We start from the raw sequence: 16,657 nt of genomic DNA on the forward strand, positions 1-16,657 counted from the left end.
ATCACCTCATACTCGGAAATATGAAGGGATGGGGGAGCAACTCAGAGAATGGATACATCACATGTACACCTCCCCTTCCTTCAGCAAAATCTACATCAACCAAGTGAATTACAGTTTCAGGTCTCGAGAACTCTGCAAGAACTTGCAGGCACTGTGCACAGGGAGGGGCCGGAGGCGCATCCAGGCTGACTACAACAACCAGCTTTATACCGATAGCACCCTCATTGGCTATCGCGTTGAGGATGGCATTACGCTCGGCACAGATAGTCGCTCCATAGCTTGAGTTTTCCACATTGCAACCGCTGTACACGCGGTTGGTCTTTGCACTGACAACAGAAGCTCCCACCTTATACAGGGAGTACGGGGTATAGGCATTCTTGCGGGCTTTGCATGCTTGTTCGACGGCAAAAGCAAGCAATGCTTCTTCACCCATCAAAACAGACTCTGCTTCCAGTATTTTATTGGCTCCAAATACCGTGCGGTCATCACTTCCTTCATAGGAGGATAAAACAGCATTGAACCCTTCCAGACTGGAAAAGTCCTCGAAAGCGTCAAGACTGGAGAGAACGTAATCAGCGCCTGCATCAACCAGTTCAGTGACAGTGAATGTTCCCTCGAGGGCACAAACCGAGCAATGGGCGGCTTTACCAGCCTGTACACCGTTGAGAGCATCCTCAACAACCAGGCACTCATCGGTACTTAGGCCCATGGAAAGCGCGGAAAGTTGGTAAATATCCGGATTCGGCTTGGTCCGTTTGACCATATCTCCGGTTACCACCGTATCAAAATCCTCGAACTTCAAGCCAATTGCCTTCAGGTTGATGGCAGCCTTCATTTTCATTGCACTGGTAGCCAGCGCAAGTTTGAGGCCGGCCTTACGGGCATTGGCTATGAACCGATGAACACCAGGCATTGGACCGCGATTTATGGCAAACTGCTCATAGTAGGCAAAAAAAGGATGTTTTGCTTCTTCGAAATCGATGGATAAGCCATACTTCTGGCCAACACCGCACAAATAACGCCGGTCGCCGGTTCCAATAAAAGGAATGAAGTCCTCAGGCTGAGCTGTGACACCCCTATCGGATAAGTATGAGATTGCGGCTTGAAGGATTACCGGTTCTGAGTCGATGAGAACCCCATCCATATCAAATAGTATTCCTCTGATCATGGCTATACCTCTCCGCCAGTGTAGTGAAAACAGCTGTTTGTGACAAGAAAGAGAGTACTATGGGTAAAGAAATCGAAAACGGCAGCTTCGTCAGCTGCCGTCTATTCGCACCTTAATCAATGCATGATGGTTTTCCCTCTTCCAACATCACGCTGGGGTACAAATTCTCCATTGCCGGTAATACCGAGGTACATACCGTCACCCATGATCAGTCTACCCCGCAGATACGTCATCAGAGGCTTTCCAATCACCTGCATTCCTTCATACGGGGAATACATACTGGCTGAATGGATCGTTTCCTTGCTGATCGTCCATGCATGGTCGGGATCGAAGAGAACCAAGTCTGCATCGCTGCCTACTCTGATCGCTCCCTTGTTGGGATAGAGGCCAAACGCTTTTGCAGGTGCAGTGGACAACAAGTTTACCACCTGTTGCACCCCGATCCTACCGCTGTTCGCTGCAAAGGAATACACCAAGCTCAGCAGTTCCTCAGTCCCAGGAATACCCGGGAGAATGCTTCTGCAGTCATTGCTTGACTTCTTCTGCTCTACAGTGAACGAGCAATGGTCAGTGGCAATGACCTGCACTTCCCCATTGAGCACTGCTTCCTGCAGAGCTTCGTTGTCCTCAGTGCTTCTCAACGGTGGAGTCATGACGTACAGAGCCCCATCAGGCCCTTGCAGCTTCTCCTTGTTCAGGAACAGGTAGTGGGGGGTGGTCTCCACAATAACCCTCAGTCCCTTAGCCCTGAGCTCACGTACCTTTTGCAGGCCCGCTTTGCTGGAAAGATGCACGATATACAGGCTCATATCCAGTTCCAAGGCAATTTTTCCGACTGTATCGATGCCCCGGGCCTCTGCCTCGCTGGGTCTCAGCAGGGCGTGGGCCGGCGGATCATAAGGTCCTGAATACTCAGTATCAACCTTCTGAATGGTAGCATCATCCTCGCAGTGTACACTTACCAGAAGGTCAAGCTTCTTGCAGAGAGTGAAAATGGCTTTCAGCTCTTCTTGCTTTTCTACCAAGTAGCCTACATTGCGATAGGTGGTGAACATTTTGATCACCTTGACTCCAGCCTTCTTCAAAGCTGTCAGTTCCTCTTCCAAGCCCTCACGGTAGGAATAGAGGCCTTGATGCAAGGAAAAGTCTACCGCCATCGAAGCATGCATGGCGTTGATGCGCTCCTTGGTGCATGCTGCAAGGTTTCCCTTCTTGTCATCATCAGCAAAGTCGATGACACAGGTAACGCCTCCATAGGCTGCACAGCGACTTCCCTCTTCAAAGGAGTCGGCAGTTACCGTACCACGGCTTACCAAGTGGTAGTGGGTGTGGGCATCAATGATTCCCGGTAACACACAGAGCCCTTCGGCATGTATGATTTCGGTTCCCAGGGGAACCTCCTCGGCTTCAATTGATGCAGTGATACGCACAATCTTCGAATCTTCCACCAAGATGTCTGCATGCCTCGTCCATTCCGTATCAACAAGTAGTCCGTTTTGTATCAATAGTCTCTTCATACCTAAAGAATACTCTAGGAATGAAGAGTCTGCAAAGTAAAAAGTGATGGTTGCTCAGTACCGAAGATCGGGTTGTTTGACCGCCCTCACTTCGTCGAGTCTTCCCACTACGGTTGTATGGGGCGCTGTCTTGAGGCTTTCACTGTCGGTTTTGGCACGTTCCGCTATCGCAAGCAAGGTATCCACAAAGGTGTCTAGAGTCTCCAAGCTTTCGCTCTCCGTCGGCTCGATCATCAATGCTTCGCTGACGAGGGAAGGGAAATACATCGTTGGTGGATGGTAGCCCTCGTCAATCAAGGCTTTGGCAACATCCTGGGCGGTGACTCCATACTGCTCTTTCAGATTTTCACAGCTGAGTACGAATTCATGCATGCACCGTTTGCCATACGGAATGGGGAAGGTTGAGGCAAGGCGGGATGCCACATAATTTGCATTGAGCACCGCGTGTCTGGCCGCCGCCCGGATGCCTTCGCTTCCCATTCTCAGAATATACACATACGCTCTGAGAAGTACGAGGAAGTTGCCCCAGAACAGGCTGACCTTGCCGATTGAATCCTCATCGTCCCAACGATAGACATACCCGCTGTCCGTCAATTCGATATCAGGTTTGGGCAGGAAGGGACGCAGTGTATCATTGCACATAACCGGCCCGCTACCCGGACCTCCTCCCCCATGGGGAGTGGAAAAGGTTTTATGCAGGTTGAGATGGATGACATCAAAGCCCATATCACCAGGGGTGGCCATACCCATGATGGCGTTCAGGTTGGCCCCATCATAATAGAGCAAAGCCCCACTGTTATGTACCATGGTCGAAATCTGCAGAATTTCCTTCTCGAACAAGCCCAAGGTATTGGGATTGGTGAGCATCAGGGCGGCAGTTGTGTCGTCGAGCTTGGAAGCAAGATCGGCAAGGTCGACCATTCCTTTTTCATCACTGGCTATCGGGACAACATCAAAACCATTGACAGCGGCACTTGCAGGATTGGTTCCATGCGCGCTGATGGGGATGAGCACCTTCGTTCGCTGGGCTTCTCCTTTCTTGAGGAAGTAGGAGCGAATCATCTTCAGGCCTGTGTACTCGCCATGCGCCCCTGCACAGGGCTGCAGCGTTCCCCAGCTCATGCCGGTGATCGAGCTAAGGTCCTCAAGCAAGTTGTACATGACCGAGAGGCAGCCCTGCGAGGTGGAAATGTCCTGCAGGGGGTGAATCTGGGTGAATTCACGCATTCCGGCAATATGCTCACTGAGCTTGGGATTATATTTCATGGTACAGGAGCCTAACGGATACATACCGTTGTCCACACCATGCACCTGATTGGAAAGCCGGGTAAAATGCCTGACTACGTCCAGTTCAGCAACCTCCGGAAGCCGGGCGCTTTTCTGGCGTATCAAGTTCGCAGGTAAAAGCGGGAGGGCTTGGTCGAATCCCCGAGGAAGGTCCAAGGGAGGAAAACAGTAAGCTTTTCTACCCTTCTTCGACAGATCAATCAACAATGGTTCACTCATTTCATCACCCTCCGTGCAGCAGCCAGATACATCTCAAGTTCCTCACGGCTACGCTTTTCTGTTACTGCTACCAGAAGAACCAGCTCGTCCTTGACCTGACGGGTAAGCGAAGAGAGTCTCACGCCTGCAAAAATTCCCTCATTGCGCAATTCCTGAAGGAACTTACGCATCCGCTTTGCATCGGAGAAAACAAGTGGGAATTCACACCAGAACGGCTTGTCCCAGATCAACGTGATCCCTGGAAGCTGAGCCAGATGGTACGCAAGGTAGTGCGACTTTGCATAACTTTGGTTGGCTGCATCCACCATACCCCCCCATCCAAGGGAGGAGAGATGAATAGTGGTCATCAGAGCGGCAAGGGCCTGGTTTGAGCAGACATTGCTCGTTGCACGCTCACGCTTGATATGCTGTTCCCTCGCCTGAAGGGTAAGGGTGTAGCCCCTTCTTCCTTGTTCATCAACGGTTGCCCCGACGATGCGGCCGGGAATTTTTCTCAGAAGAGATTCCTTGACGGCCATGTAACCGCAGGAAGGACCGCCGAAAGCAAGACTGAGACCCAACGACTGGGTATCTCCGATGGCGATATCGGCATCCCATTCCGCCGGGCTTTTCTGGATGGCCAGCGAGAGCGGGTCGTTGGAGATGGCAAAGAGACAACCTTGCTCGTGAAGAATGCCGGCAACGTCGGTATAATCCTCCAACAGGCCATATCGGTTCGGGCTCTGGACGATCAGACCACTGCAAGAAGGATCAAGCAACGACGCAAGAGAGGAAAGGTCGACAACCCCTTCCTTCTCGCCAACCAAGCGAATGACATGCTCGGTTCCTTTGGCCCATGTCTGAAGGACTTGGAGCGTAAACGGATGCAGCGTCTCCGATACCAGGACCGTAGTTGCTTTTCGCTTGGCCCCGATCATGAGGGAGGCAGCTTCACTGGCGGCATTCGCCCCGTCGTACAGCGAGGCATTGGCAACATCGAGTCCGGTGATTTCACAAATCATGCTCTGGAACTCATAGATAGCCTGGAGCAACCCTTGGCTCATTTCAGCTTGGTAGGGAGTGTAGGCTGTTACAAATGAGGGAAGGGAGGAAAGGGCTTTCACCGTCGCAGGAATGATATGGTCGTAACAGCCGCAACCAAGGAACGGGATACCCCGAACATTGCGCTGGGCGATGGAGTCAATCATCCGCTGGACCTCGTCCTCAGTTCTCCCATGACTGATGGGAACGGAATCGGAGAGCAAAAGGTCCTCACTCAGCCCATCAAAGAGCTGGTCCAATGAATCAACACCGATGGCCTTCAGCATGTGCTTTCGGTCCTCATCGGTATGGGGAATATAGGGATAAACCATGGGTACCTCCCGGTACATACACAGAACAACGCCGCCTTGATAGGCGGCGGAATATTCAGTAATTACAGAGAAGCGAGGTACGCTTCGTAGAGCTTTGCATCCAATAGGGACTCGTAATCCTCTTTGCTGTATGACTGCAGGACATAGAGGTGATGCTGGTAGCAATCTTCATTGACCAGCTCAGGAGAGCCATCGAGATCTTCATTCGCCTCACTGACCACCCCTTCGATCGGGTTGAGGATTGCAGATGCAGCCTTAACGCTTTCGACGGTCGAAATTTCTTCACCCTTGCCATATCGCTCCCCGAGGGGGGGCAACTCCACAAACACGATCTCTCCGAGTTCATGCTGGGCATGGTCCGTAATTCCAACATACGCCTTGTCACCTTCAAGCCGGACCCATTCATGATCCTTGCTGTACCTCAAGCCCTCAACAATCTTACTCATCTCTTGCCTCCAACCATCGTCAATGCTACCATCACCTCTGCTCGTTGTCGAGAGGAAAGTACTGCTGAAGGAAAGCCAAATCCAGCTCTGGGTAGAGTTTGAATGTTTCCAAAAGAGCAAGTACTCTTCTTTGAGCCTCATCTTTCACCGCTACAGCCGTTACAGCCTTCGCTTTGCTCTGCTGCCCGGCATTCTCACCCTTGGTCAGAACAACCGGTTTGGTATTCTGTAAAACAAGAGCAATGATGGAGGCAATTTCTTTCATGTGCTCTGCACCCATGCCGAGCGTGGTTACTGCTGGAGTCCCAATTCTGAGGCCGCTGGTGTACCAAGGCCCATTGGGATCAAACGGCAGTGCGTTGCGATTGAGCGTCACACCGCACTCACGTAAGGCGGTTTCTGCTTGTCGTCCGTTCAGACCAAAGGAACGGACATCCAAAAGCATCAGATGGTTGTCGGACCCTCCGGTTGCAACGGTAATCCCTTCGTCCATGCAGGCTTTCGCCAGGGCTTCAGAATTCTTGACAATCGCTTGGGCATAGGCTGCAAAAGAAGGATCAAGGGCTTCCTTGAACGCTATGGCTTTTGCTGCCATGACATGGGGAAGCGGCCCTCCGATTACCAGCGGGCATCCTTTGTCGACGCTTTCAGCAAATTCGGCCTTACATAAAACCATGCCACCGCGGGGACCGCGAAGCGTCTTATGGGTTGTGGTGGTAACCACATCAGCCCAGAGAACGGGATTGTATGCATCCACAAATACCTTACCTGCCACAAGACCTGCAAAGTGAGCCATATCCACCATGAAAACGGCACCGATGGAGTGGGCGATTTCGGCCATCCGCTTAAAATCGATTTTCCTGGGATAGGCACTATAGCCCGCAAGCAGAATCAAGGGCTTGATCTCTCTTGCCTGTTTTTCAATCGCATCGTAATCGAGCAGTCCGCTCTTCTGGTCTACCGAATAGCTGTAGGCATCGAACATTTGTGCTGAGACATTCTGTCGATAGCCATGGGTAAGGTGTCCGCCGCTGTAATAGTCGAGACCGAGGATTTTCTGATTGCCAAGCTTTGCACGAACCTGGTTCCACATCTCCCTGCTCATCTCACTGGGGTTGGTGACTCCCATCTCTGCGAGTGTGGGAACCTGCACCCGTGCATTGAGGATGGCCCAATAGGCCACCAAGTTGGCATCGGCTCCGCTGTGCGGCTGTACGTAGGCGTGCTCGGCGCCGAAAAGTTGGCAGGCGTATTCAGAAGCAATGGCTTCGATGGCATCGACATTGTCGCAACCTGCGTAGAAGCGGTGGTAGGCGTAGCCTTCACTGTACTTGTCCGTCAAGAGGTTGCCCATGGCAAGCTGGCTGGCAATAGAGGAAAAGTTTTCACTTGCTATCAGTTTCAAGTGGGTCCTCTGGTCGTGCAGTTCATTGACAATGCGGGCGGCAATCCGGCTGTCAACATCCGCAATTTGCTGCAATGCTGCCGTGTAGGCAACCATCGCCTCGTTAACCTTTTCATGCTGATTCAAATAAGCTTGCAATGCCTTGAGTTTCGCCATTCTTCTCACCTCTTGCGTGCGTTCTTAGTTGGTATCTTGCCCTTGCTCGGCTCCTCTGTCAACGGACTTTGCCCTCTTTGCACATTTCTGTTGCAATTTTTATGAGCATCCTACTACAATACTTCGGTTGTCCTTATAAAGGACAATTCTATCAACACCTTTATAAAGAGAGAGTTATCAGGTATGCATGAAGTAAAAGCACGAGAAACATTGGCCAGCAGACTAGGATTCATTCTCCTTTCCGCTGGATGCGCCATAGGACTGGGAAATGTGTGGAGGTTCCCCTTTATTACCGGCCGTTATGGCGGGGCTGCTTTTGTACTTATCTATATCCTTTTTCTCATCATCCTTGGGCTTCCTGTCATGGTAATGGAATTGGCTATCGGTCGGGCAAGCAAGCAGAACATCGGCTTGGCCCTAAACACGCTGACCCCTGCAAAGAAACCTTGGCATGTGTATGGGAAACTGGCCATCATCGGCAATTACACCCTCATGATGTTCTACACCACCATCACCGGATGGCTTCTCTCGTACTTTGTTCACATGATCAAGGGCGACTTCCTCGGACTCGATGCCGCAGGAGTCGGTTCTTTCTTCGGGAGCATGCTTGAAAATCCGCTGAGTATGACAGTCTGGATGATAGTTGCAGTCATTCTCGGGTTCCTGCCGGTTGCACGCGGCCTGCAAAGCGGAGTTGAGAAAATCACCAAATACATGATGATCGGCCTTTTGGCTTTGATGCTGATTCTTGCAATCAACAGCCTCTCGCTCAAAGGTGGTTCGGAAGGCTTGAAGTTCTACCTGATCCCTGACTTTGCGAAGCTTGGAGGCAATTTCTTTGAAGCCGTTTATGCTGCAATGGGACAAGCATTCTTCACCTTGAGCCTGGGAATCGGTAGTATCGCAATTTTCGGTTCGTATATCGGCAAAGAACATCGGCTCACCGGGGAAGCAGTACGAATAATCGGTCTGGATACCTTTGTCGCCCTGTGCAGCGGGCTGATCATTTTCCCGGCGGCTTTTGCCTTTGGCGTCCAACCCGATGCAGGTCCATCCTTGATTTTCATCACCCTTCCCAATATCTTCAACCAGATGGCGGGCGGACGTTTCTGGGGGACGCTCTTCTTCCTTTTCATGAGCTTTGCAGCCCTGAGCACCCTTATTGCTGTTTTCGAAAACATCATCAGCTTCTGGATCGACACCAAGGGTGTAAGCAGAAAAAAAGCTACCTTGATCAATGCAATCGCCATCTCCTTGTTGAGTATTCCCTGCGTTCTCGGCTTCAACCTTCTTTCGGGATTCCAACCACTCGGACCCGGCACCGGAGTGCTCGATCTTGAAGACTTTATTGTTAGCTCTACACTGCTTCCGCTCGGTTCATTAATCTTTACTCTCTACTGTACTTGGAAATACGGCTGGGGATGGGATAAGTTCATTAAGGAAGCTGACAGTGGTGAAGGTCAGAAGTTCCCCTCAGCCCTGCGTTTGTATTTCCAGTACATTCTTCCTACTGTCATTTTCGGCATCTTCATCAAAGGGTATTGGGATATTTTCGTTAAATAGCGCTAGGTTGACACGCTCAAGGCTAGTGCCTATAATTTCCTAGCTTAGAAGCAGATATTTGGAGGATTTGTGGCCAAAGAAGAAGCAATTGAAGTTGAAGGCGTCGTTCGCGAAGCACTTCCGAATACTATGTTCCGTGTGGAACTGCAAAACCAGCACGTTATCCTTGCCCATCTTTCGGGCAAAATGCGCAAGCATTATATCAGGATTGTTCCTGGTGACACCGTACGTGTTGCACTCTCCCCGTATGATCTGACCAAGGGTCGCATCATTTATCGCGAGCGATAATCCCATCATACTATGAAGGCCGGATTCCTTTGGGAACCCGGCCTCTTTCATGCCCTACTCATCAGACTTTAGGATAATCCAGATTGCTCCGCTGCCGCCATGACGGGCTTTTGGTGTAGTTGCTTCCCGTACTACCTTGCTTAGCCTGATTTGGGAGAGGGCAGCGTCCTTGAGCAAGGAATAGCCCTTGTCGTTGTGAAGCCCCTTGCCGGTGATGATCGCCACCTTGACCAAGTGCTTGTCCTTGGATGCACGCAGAAAATCTGCAGAAGCCTTTTCAGCCTCCAGCACCGTCATCCCATGCAGGTCCAGGGTTGCTTCAGGCTCCAGTGCCCTCAGTTCGCCTATGGTGCGTTCCTTGGCCTTGGGTTCTTTTGTATCCTTGCGGGCTTTCTGGATTGCAGTCTGCTCATCGGATAATTCATTCCACTTGCGGTAGGTATCGGCAAAAGACCAACTGACAGTACTTTCACGTTCGCTGTCCATTTCATCCTTTTCCAGAAGAGCCTGCTCAACTTCCACAGTGGGAGCTAACGGAGTCTTTGAAACCGCCTTGACTTGCGAACGTTTGGCTACCGTTCTATCTTTTGGTACTTGCTTACCTTCGAAGGCATCCAAGAGTGCACCAAAATCCTTGGTAGGAACATAGTTGTCGCTTTTCTTAATCGGCTCCGCCGCTTTCTGCTCTTGCGTGTTTTTGCTAGCTTTCTCGCCTTCCCACTCTGCAAGAATTTCGGCGAACGATTTCTCGACCTGCACTTTACTGTGGCTTTTCATCCGTTTGGTGACGCCATCAAGCTCGCCGGTAGCTTCCCAGCTTTTGAGAATATCACCAAAGTTTGCCTTGGGATCATATCCTTTTACCAAAGGTTCCTTGCGCTCAACAACCGGCTTTACAGCCTTGGGTTGCTCTTTTTTGATAACCTTGGGTTTGATCGTTTTAATGTCCTCAAACGGACGATATGCATCAGATTCAACACCAAGACGGCTGTCTCCAGCCGCCTTGTCTTGTCCTGAGGCCTTCTTTTTCTTCTTAGGCACTCAAACCTCCCTCACGTCGAGTAGCTGTGATACAAAGGGCTTAATGATCTCAACCACTTTACTGATAGGAGCGCCCTGCACCTTGATGGTGCAGATTGCATTGGTTGGATCTGTCCCCATGAAGGTTCCAAAGGTAATGATGTCAATACCCTGTTCACTGAGAGCCTGGCTGATCTTTGCAATAGTCCCTGGTTTGTCTTCCACGATGAAGGAGACCCTGACACCAAAATGGCGGGCTCCAAAGAGCTCGAGAAGGATCTTGAACATGTCACTCTTGGTGACGATGCCGATCAATTTGTCCCCTTCAAGTACTGGAAGGCTGGACAGGTCTTGGTCGACCATCATGCGGGCGGCTTCCTCAACAGTAGTATCCTTGTTGATGGTCACCACGTTTTTGCTCATCAGTTTCTTTACAGTCAGCTTGCTTAACAGATAGGCCATCTCATGAATGGAAAGGCTGCTTGCCGGCGAAGGGGTGGCGTACAGAATATCCTTCTCGGTAATAATCCCAACAAGCTTCTTCTCCTTGTCGAGAACCGGAAGGCGGTGGACTTTTTCCTGTTTCATCAAGGCCGAAGCTTCGGCAATGGACATATCCGGAGTAGCCGTAACAGGATTGCGCGTCATTCTTCGTTCGATAATCATATGAATCTCCTACCTACTCTACTCACACTATAATTCAAGAGAGCGGTAATTTCCAGTCATTATTCGCCCAGATACGCTGCCCTGACCTGTTCATTCTCAAGCAACGCAGAGGATACATCATGCAATACAATCTTGCCGTTTTCCATGACATAGCCTTCAGTGGAAGCTTTCAGAGCCATGCGTGCATTCTGTTCAACCAAGAAAACAGTGACTTTGTCCTGCTTGTTGATCATATCAATTTTCTCGAAAATATCAGCGATTACCAAGGGAGCCAGCCCCAATCCTGGTTCATCCAGGAGAATAAGCCTGGGCCCGCTCATCAAAGCTCGTGCAATGGCCATCATCTGTTGCTCGCCGCCGCTGAGCGAACGGGTCTTTTGCCTTCTGCGTGCACCAAGGATCGGAAAGAAGTCATACATTGCTTCCTTTCGCTCGGCGATTATATTCTCGTCCCGCACCAAGAAGGCACCCATATCGAGATTTTCCTCGACGGTCATATCGGCAAACACCCGCCTGCCTTCAGGGACCAAGGCGATTCCTTTTGCCGCAATTAGGTCGGTAGTCAAATGCCTGCCGCGTTTTTCACCCTTTACGAATTCAGCTTTTGCCCTGCAAATTTCCTCACCATCGAATGTGATGCAGCCTCCAACCAAGGGCTCCTGGCCGACAATTGCTTTAAGTAGCGTGCTTTTCCCACTGCCATTGGCACCGATAAGGCACACAATGTCGCCTTCGTTGACATGCATTGATACATGCTGCAACGCCTTGATGTTTCCGTAGGAGACACAGATATCGTCAATGGTTAGCAACTCTTTCATTCTTCTTCCTTTCCAAGGTAGGCTTCGATGACGCTCGGATTGTGCTTGATCTCACGCGGCGTTCCCTGGGCAAGTTTCTGGCCATAGTTGAGAACAGTGATGGTATCACAGATGTTCATCACCAACTTCATGTCATGCTCGATGAGAACAACCGTAATACCCAAGTCCCTGATCTTACGGATGGTAGCCATCAGATGGTCGGTTTCCTGGGGGTTCATCCCTGCTGCCGGTTCATCCAAGAACAACAGCTTGGGATCGGTGGCCAGGGCACGGGCAATTTCCAACTCGCGCTGCCTGCCGTACGGCAGATTCTTAGCCAGCTCATTTTTCATCGAACCCATCTCAAAGAAATCCAGCCAATCGCAGGCTCTTTCATAAATCTGCTCTTCCTCGGCCTTGAGGTGGATATAGCTGTTCACCGCATTGAGGAAGCGCCCTTTCGTCTCACTCTTCCCGGTCTTGAAATGACGGCCGATCATTACGTTTTCCACAACCGTCAGCTCCTTGAAGAGCCGTATGTTCTGGAAAGTTCTCGCAATGCCCATTCTGCAAATAGCATGAGCGGGATAGCCGGTAATATTTTTCCTATTGAAATAGACTTTTCCTGCAGACGGGGTATCGAGACCGGTAATATTATTGAACAGCGTGGTCTTTCCTGCTCCGTTGGGGCCGATAAGGCCGGTGATCAAACCGCTTTCGACCTGGAAATCGACTTTATTTACTGCTATGACACCGCCATAGGCTCGGGTTAATGCTTCAGTTTCCAAGAGAATCATTGTGCACCTCCCTTGGTTTTGGCAACCTTTTTGCCATACCGGTTGGACTCACGCCCAAGCAGGCCCTGAGGCCGCCAAATCATCATGACAACGAGAATCAAGCCAAAGAGAATCTGCTTGAACTGGGGAGGAATGACACTGGAAAGCCCGGTCAGCTGGGGCAAATAACTGATAAGCTGGATAATGAAGGCTCCAAGAATCGAGGCCTTGAAGTTACCCATTCCCCCGAGAACGACCATACACAGCACCATGATGGAAACCATGAAGGTATAGGTTCCCGGAGTCACCGAAAGGGTGAATACTGCTTGGAAGGAACCGGCAATGCCGGCAACCGATGCACCAAGGATGAACGCGTACACCTTGTATTTGGTAATGTTGATACCCATTGATTGCGCAGCAATCTCATCCTCACGAACTGCGGTGAGCGCCCTACCCATGCGAGAACGGGCAAGTCGCTGAAACAGCAGATAGGCAATCAGAACGGTTATGATGAGTATAAATAGGAAAGCGTACTTTTTGTAGGGATTCAGAGTGAAACCGAAGAGGACCGGCATGGGAATCTTCTGGATTCCCATGGGACCGTTGGTAACCTTGTCCCAGTTGTTCAGCACATTGCGTACGATCTCCCCGAAACCCAGGGTGGCAATAGCAAGATAGTCGCCCTTAAGTCTGAGTGTCGGAAGACCGATAACAAGCCCAAAGAAGGCACTCAACAGCGCAGCCACGGGCAGGGTCGCCCAGAATGACCAGCCAAAACGGGTAGCCAAAATAGCGGTAGCATAGCTGCCGATGGCAAAAAAACCCGCCTGTGTGAGACTGAGCATGCCACCGTACCCGGTGATGATATTCTGGCCAAGGGCCATCAAGGCATAAATGCCTGCATAAATCAGGATGAGCAAGAAGAAATTGAACATATTATACTTTCTCCTTTTCGACCTTGCCGAAGAGTCCTTCCGGTTTAACCAACAGGATGATGATAAGGACACCGAAAGCGATGGTATCCTTCAATCCGGTGGGAATGCCAAAGATTGCGACTCCGAAGGTTTCCAGCAATCCCAGGAGAATGCCGCCAAACATCGCACCACTAATATTGCCGATACCACCAACGACAGCAGCCACGAAGGCCTTCAAGCCAGTCATGGTTCCCATGGTTGCATAGACTTTAAAATCCAAGGCTATCAGAATGCCGCCAACGGCTGCCAAGGCGCTACCAATTGCAAAGGTCATGCTTATGACGCGGTTGACGCTGATACCCATCAGCATTGCCGTCCCCTGATCAAGGCTGGTGGCACGCATTGCCTTGCCCATGCGGGTCTTATCGACAAACAGCTTGAGGATGATCATCATTGCCAGCGACACCACCAGAATGAGAATCTGATGCGGGGTAATCACAACGTCTCCCAAGTGAACAGGAGTGTTGTCAAACGGATAATTGAATTTCCTTGAGTGGGTGCCGAACATCCATGCAGCACCATTGCTGAGAATGAATGAAACACCAATTGCACTAAGGAGCGGGGCAAGACGTGTCGCCTTGCGTAGTGGCTTATAGGCCACCCGTTCGATGAACATCCCCAGCAGTGCACTGAATGCCATACTGATAAGCATGGCCAAGAAGAAGGCTACGATTGTCCACAAGCCAAGCGGGGAAGAACCCCGAAGCAAGTCAAAAAAGAACAACCCTACATACGCGCCTACCATCAAGACGTCACCATGGGCGAAGTTAATAAATTTCAGAATGCCGTACACCATGGTATATCCAAGTGCTATCAGGGCGTAGATACCACCCAAAGTCAGGCCATTCATCAAATGTTGGAAGAATTCAGCAATTCCCACGATGCTCTCTCCTTCGTACGAGAACTGAACAGAACATAACATGAAAAGACCGGTGTAAACAACACCGGTCCTCCCATTTCCCGCAAGACCGGGAACACTTTTAGACCTTAGTCAATCTGGACGAGCTTTCCATCCACAACTGTGTAGGTTCCAAGATACTCGGGAGTAGTCTTGTTGACCTTGTACAGTCCCTGGTAGGCTACCAAGTCACCATTCTCAGCAAAGTTGACGGTTCCGGTTACACCGGCATAATCCTTGGTTGCAGCAATTGCATCACGGATAGCCTTGCGATCGAACTTGCCGGTTGCCTTGTAAACCTTGTCCATGGCTGCAAGCAGAATGTTGGTGCCATCGTAGGCGTTGGTGGCAAAGCTATCGGGGCCTACGCCATATTTGGCCTTGTAGTCGGCAACAAACTTGCTATAGGACGGGCTTTCCTTGACCTTGGCGGGACCGACATAGACAACACCATCGGTGAAACCACCGGCGAGGTTGTAAATCTCAGGGTTGGAGAATCCGTCACAGGAAAGGAACGGAATCTTCATGCCAAGCTGGGAAGCCTGCTCAAGAATCTGAGCCATCTCAGCGGTATAGTTGGGGATGTAAATGGCCTGGGGATTGGCGGAGCGAATCTTGGTCAGCTGGGTTTTGAAATCCTTGTCGCCGACATTGAAAGCTTCAGCAATCGTTACCTTGCCGCCAGCTGCCTCAAAGGAAGCAGTCATGCCCTGATACAAACCCTGGCTGTAGTCGTTCTTGGCATACAGGACACCGATGGTGCTGTAGCCGAGCTTCTCGAAGAAGTAGCGACCAGCAACCTCGCCCTGCAAGCCGTCAGATACAACGGTGCGGAATACAAAGTCACCAATGTTGGTGATGTCTGCATGGGTAGCCGAGGGGCTGATCATTACGATGCCTTCATTCTGTACGCGTTCGCCGACTGCGAAACTTACGCCAGTGAAAACAGGTCCGATCAGACCAACAATCTTATCAGAGGAGGAGAGTTTCTCGATTGAGGAGAGACCCTTCTCAACGTTTCCTTCAGAATCTTCAGTTACCAGTACTACGGGGAGCTTGCCGCCAATACCACCCTTTGCGTTGAACTCTCCAACAGCAAGCATGGCAGAGTTGTTGCTCAATACTCCATAGTTGGCATAGTCACCGGTCATAGGACCGATAAAGCCAATTTTCGGGCTGGCTGCTTCACCACCGCCCTGAGCAAAGGCAGGAAAGGACAATACGGCCAAGATGGCCAACAAAACAAACAGGCTTTTCTTCATCTTTGGTACCTCCAAATAAAGTCCGACAGTATTCTATCGGAACATTTACTTGGTTATACAATAACAAGTATATTTATGCAATATTTAGTCACTGTTATTTGAAAATTTTCCCGGTTATGGTTATAAAAAAGCCTGAGAGCCTTCATATGTCACTTTCTTGCGGTACCTTCTTTGCTGTCCACATTTCCTAGTAACGTGCTATACTCAATACAGAAACTCATTATTTGGAGGCCTCTATGGCAGGGAAAAGCAAGATGCTCGGTGAATTCAAAACATTCATAACACGGGGAAACGTCATGGATTTGGCTGTTGGTATCATTATCGGCAGTGCATTTACCGCGATAATCAATTCGTTGGTCAAGGACATTCTCATGCCCTTCATCGGCCTCATTCTCGGAGGAGTCAGCTTTATCGACCTGAAGATCGTCATTACCGAAGCAACTGCCGAGACGGCTGAAGTAGCAATCATGTACGGCAATTTCATTCAGAAAGTCGTCGATTTCCTCATTATTGCATTTGTCGTTTTCATGATCGTGCGCACAATCAATCGCCTTCGTGAACGCCTTGATGCAAAGAAACGGGAAGAAGAGAAAGCCAAGGCCGCAGCAACCCCGGCACCTGCTCCGGTTACTTCTGCCGATGTTGTTCTGCTTACTGAAATCAGAGACCTGCTGAAGAAGAAATAAAGCGTACAGCAGCAAGGGGAAGAAGTTTTCACTCCCTCCCCTTGCAACCGGTTTCCATTTACAGTACTATCGATTTTGCATTAGCTCCTGTAGCTCAGCTGGATAGAGCACTTCCCTCCTAAGGAAGGGGTCGCGCGTTCGAATCGCACCAGGGGCATGTACGAGAGGCTGTTTTCC

Annotated in this window: 16 protein-coding genes and 1 tRNA gene; 4 read left to right on the forward strand and 13 right to left on the reverse strand. The window is 50.4% G+C overall.

What is annotated here, in order from left to right:
- Window position 1 precedes the first annotated feature (1 nt).
- The 6 genes from SPIBUDDY_RS16050 to SPIBUDDY_RS10650 form a co-directional block, all read right to left on the reverse strand.
- Entirely contained in the window at window positions 2-1,168 is a 1,167-nt protein-coding gene (locus SPIBUDDY_RS16050) for a cytidine deaminase (RefSeq protein WP_013607760.1), read from the reverse strand.
- Window positions 1,169-1,284: 116 nt separating this feature from the next.
- Window positions 1,285-2,685, reverse strand: a complete 1,401-nt coding sequence (locus SPIBUDDY_RS10630; protein ID WP_013607761.1) for a dihydroorotase — start codon at window positions 2,683-2,685, stop codon at window positions 1,285-1,287.
- A gap of 54 nt (window positions 2,686-2,739) precedes the next feature.
- Window positions 2,740-4,191, reverse strand: coding sequence for an aminomethyl-transferring glycine dehydrogenase subunit GcvPB (gene gcvPB, locus SPIBUDDY_RS10635; protein ID WP_013607762.1), 1,452 nt, complete (start codon window positions 4,189-4,191; stop codon window positions 2,740-2,742).
- Complete coding sequence (gene gcvPA / locus SPIBUDDY_RS10640) at window positions 4,188-5,543, reverse strand: aminomethyl-transferring glycine dehydrogenase subunit GcvPA (protein ID WP_013607763.1); 1,356 nt, start codon at window positions 5,541-5,543, stop codon at window positions 4,188-4,190. Before gcvPA ends, gcvPB begins: the two co-directional genes overlap by 4 nt.
- A 62-nt stretch (window positions 5,544-5,605) precedes the next feature.
- Entirely contained in the window at window positions 5,606-5,989 is a 384-nt protein-coding gene (gene gcvH, locus SPIBUDDY_RS10645) for a glycine cleavage system protein GcvH (protein ID WP_013607764.1), read from the reverse strand.
- Between the two features lie 31 nt (window positions 5,990-6,020).
- Window positions 6,021-7,550 (reverse strand): glycine hydroxymethyltransferase, encoded by a 1,530-nt coding sequence (locus tag SPIBUDDY_RS10650; RefSeq protein ID WP_013607765.1) that lies wholly within the window; start codon window positions 7,548-7,550, stop codon window positions 6,021-6,023.
- Between the two features lie 183 nt (window positions 7,551-7,733).
- Here SPIBUDDY_RS10650 and SPIBUDDY_RS10655 point away from each other — a divergent pair, with 183 nt between their 5' ends.
- Both SPIBUDDY_RS10655 and infA read left to right on the forward strand, forming a co-directional pair.
- Window positions 7,734-9,113: a sodium-dependent transporter gene (locus SPIBUDDY_RS10655; RefSeq protein ID WP_013607766.1), complete on the forward strand. Its 1,380-nt coding sequence runs from the start codon at window positions 7,734-7,736 to the stop codon at window positions 9,111-9,113.
- Window positions 9,114-9,182: 69 nt separating this feature from the next.
- Window positions 9,183-9,401: a translation initiation factor IF-1 gene (gene infA / locus SPIBUDDY_RS10660; RefSeq protein ID WP_013607767.1), complete on the forward strand. Its 219-nt coding sequence runs from the start codon at window positions 9,183-9,185 to the stop codon at window positions 9,399-9,401.
- Between the two features lie 54 nt (window positions 9,402-9,455).
- Here infA and SPIBUDDY_RS10665 read toward each other — a convergent pair whose 3' ends face one another.
- The 7 genes from SPIBUDDY_RS10665 to SPIBUDDY_RS10695 form a co-directional block, all read right to left on the reverse strand.
- Window positions 9,456-10,442, reverse strand: a complete 987-nt coding sequence (locus SPIBUDDY_RS10665) for a Smr/MutS family protein (protein ID WP_013607768.1) — start codon at window positions 10,440-10,442, stop codon at window positions 9,456-9,458.
- Window positions 10,443-11,087, reverse strand: coding sequence for a CBS domain-containing protein (locus tag SPIBUDDY_RS10670; protein ID WP_013607769.1), 645 nt, complete (start codon window positions 11,085-11,087; stop codon window positions 10,443-10,445). It lies immediately after the preceding gene.
- A 59-nt stretch (window positions 11,088-11,146) separates the two neighbouring features.
- The gene (locus SPIBUDDY_RS10675; protein ID WP_013607770.1) at window positions 11,147-11,905 is read right to left on the reverse strand and encodes an ABC transporter ATP-binding protein; all 759 of its coding nucleotides are present in this window, start codon (window positions 11,903-11,905) and stop codon (window positions 11,147-11,149) included.
- Window positions 11,902-12,681 (reverse strand): ABC transporter ATP-binding protein, encoded by a 780-nt coding sequence (locus tag SPIBUDDY_RS10680; protein WP_013607771.1) that lies wholly within the window; start codon window positions 12,679-12,681, stop codon window positions 11,902-11,904. The genes SPIBUDDY_RS10675 and SPIBUDDY_RS10680 overlap by 4 nt, the downstream gene beginning before the upstream one ends.
- A complete protein-coding gene (locus tag SPIBUDDY_RS10685) occupies window positions 12,678-13,595 on the reverse strand; it encodes a branched-chain amino acid ABC transporter permease (RefSeq protein ID WP_013607772.1) in 918 nt (305 codons plus the stop codon). Before SPIBUDDY_RS10685 ends, SPIBUDDY_RS10680 begins: the two co-directional genes overlap by 4 nt.
- Before the next feature lies 1 nt (window position 13,596).
- Window positions 13,597-14,514 carry a branched-chain amino acid ABC transporter permease gene (locus SPIBUDDY_RS10690; protein ID WP_013607773.1) on the reverse strand — a complete coding sequence of 306 codons (918 nt, stop codon included), beginning with the start codon at window positions 14,512-14,514 and terminating at the stop codon, window positions 13,597-13,599.
- Window positions 14,515-14,621: 107 nt separating this feature from the next.
- A complete protein-coding gene (locus tag SPIBUDDY_RS10695) occupies window positions 14,622-15,794 on the reverse strand; it encodes an ABC transporter substrate-binding protein (RefSeq protein ID WP_013607774.1) in 1,173 nt (390 codons plus the stop codon).
- Between the two features lie 236 nt (window positions 15,795-16,030).
- Between SPIBUDDY_RS10695 and mscL the strand changes: the two genes are divergently transcribed.
- Together mscL and SPIBUDDY_RS10705 are read left to right on the forward strand one after the other, a co-directional pair.
- Window positions 16,031-16,480, forward strand: coding sequence for a large-conductance mechanosensitive channel protein MscL (gene mscL, locus SPIBUDDY_RS10700; RefSeq protein WP_013607775.1), 450 nt, complete (start codon window positions 16,031-16,033; stop codon window positions 16,478-16,480).
- 83 nt (window positions 16,481-16,563) lie between these two features.
- Window positions 16,564-16,637, forward strand: a tRNA-Arg gene (locus tag SPIBUDDY_RS10705).
- The last annotated feature ends 20 nt before the right edge of the window (window positions 16,638-16,657 follow it).

This window comes from Sphaerochaeta globosa str. Buddy, assembly GCF_000190435.1.
GTDB classification, from domain to species: domain Bacteria; phylum Spirochaetota; class Spirochaetia; order Sphaerochaetales; family Sphaerochaetaceae; genus Sphaerochaeta; species Sphaerochaeta globosa.

Excerpts from the sequence above, each read along its gene's own strand:
- gcvPA (WP_013607763.1), bottom strand. The coding sequence starts at position 5,543 with ATGGTTTATCCCTATATTCCCCATACCGATGAGGACCGAAAGCACATG.
- SPIBUDDY_RS16050 (WP_013607760.1), bottom strand. The coding sequence starts at position 1,168 with ATGATCAGAGGAATACTATTTGATATGGATGGGGTTCTCATCGACTCA.
- SPIBUDDY_RS10685 (WP_013607772.1), bottom strand. The coding sequence starts at position 13,595 with ATGTTCAATTTCTTCTTGCTCATCCTGATTTATGCAGGCATTTATGCC.
- mscL (WP_013607775.1), top strand. The coding sequence starts at position 16,031 with ATGGCAGGGAAAAGCAAGATGCTCGGTGAATTCAAAACATTCATAACA.
- gcvH (WP_013607764.1), bottom strand. The coding sequence starts at position 5,989 with ATGAGTAAGATTGTTGAGGGCTTGAGGTACAGCAAGGATCATGAATGG.
- SPIBUDDY_RS10680 (WP_013607771.1), bottom strand. The coding sequence starts at position 12,681 with ATGATTCTCTTGGAAACTGAAGCATTAACCCGAGCCTATGGCGGTGTC.
- SPIBUDDY_RS10630 (WP_013607761.1), bottom strand. The coding sequence starts at position 2,685 with ATGAAGAGACTATTGATACAAAACGGACTACTTGTTGATACGGAATGG.
- SPIBUDDY_RS10695 (WP_013607774.1), bottom strand. The coding sequence starts at position 15,794 with ATGAAGAAAAGCCTGTTTGTTTTGTTGGCCATCTTGGCCGTATTGTCC.
- gcvPB (WP_013607762.1), bottom strand. The coding sequence starts at position 4,191 with ATGAGTGAACCATTGTTGATTGATCTGTCGAAGAAGGGTAGAAAAGCT.
- SPIBUDDY_RS10650 (WP_013607765.1), bottom strand. The coding sequence starts at position 7,550 with ATGGCGAAACTCAAGGCATTGCAAGCTTATTTGAATCAGCATGAAAAG.
- SPIBUDDY_RS10670 (WP_013607769.1), bottom strand. The coding sequence starts at position 11,087 with ATGATTATCGAACGAAGAATGACGCGCAATCCTGTTACGGCTACTCCG.
- SPIBUDDY_RS10655 (WP_013607766.1), top strand. The coding sequence starts at position 7,734 with ATGCATGAAGTAAAAGCACGAGAAACATTGGCCAGCAGACTAGGATTC.
- SPIBUDDY_RS10675 (WP_013607770.1), bottom strand. The coding sequence starts at position 11,905 with ATGAAAGAGTTGCTAACCATTGACGATATCTGTGTCTCCTACGGAAAC.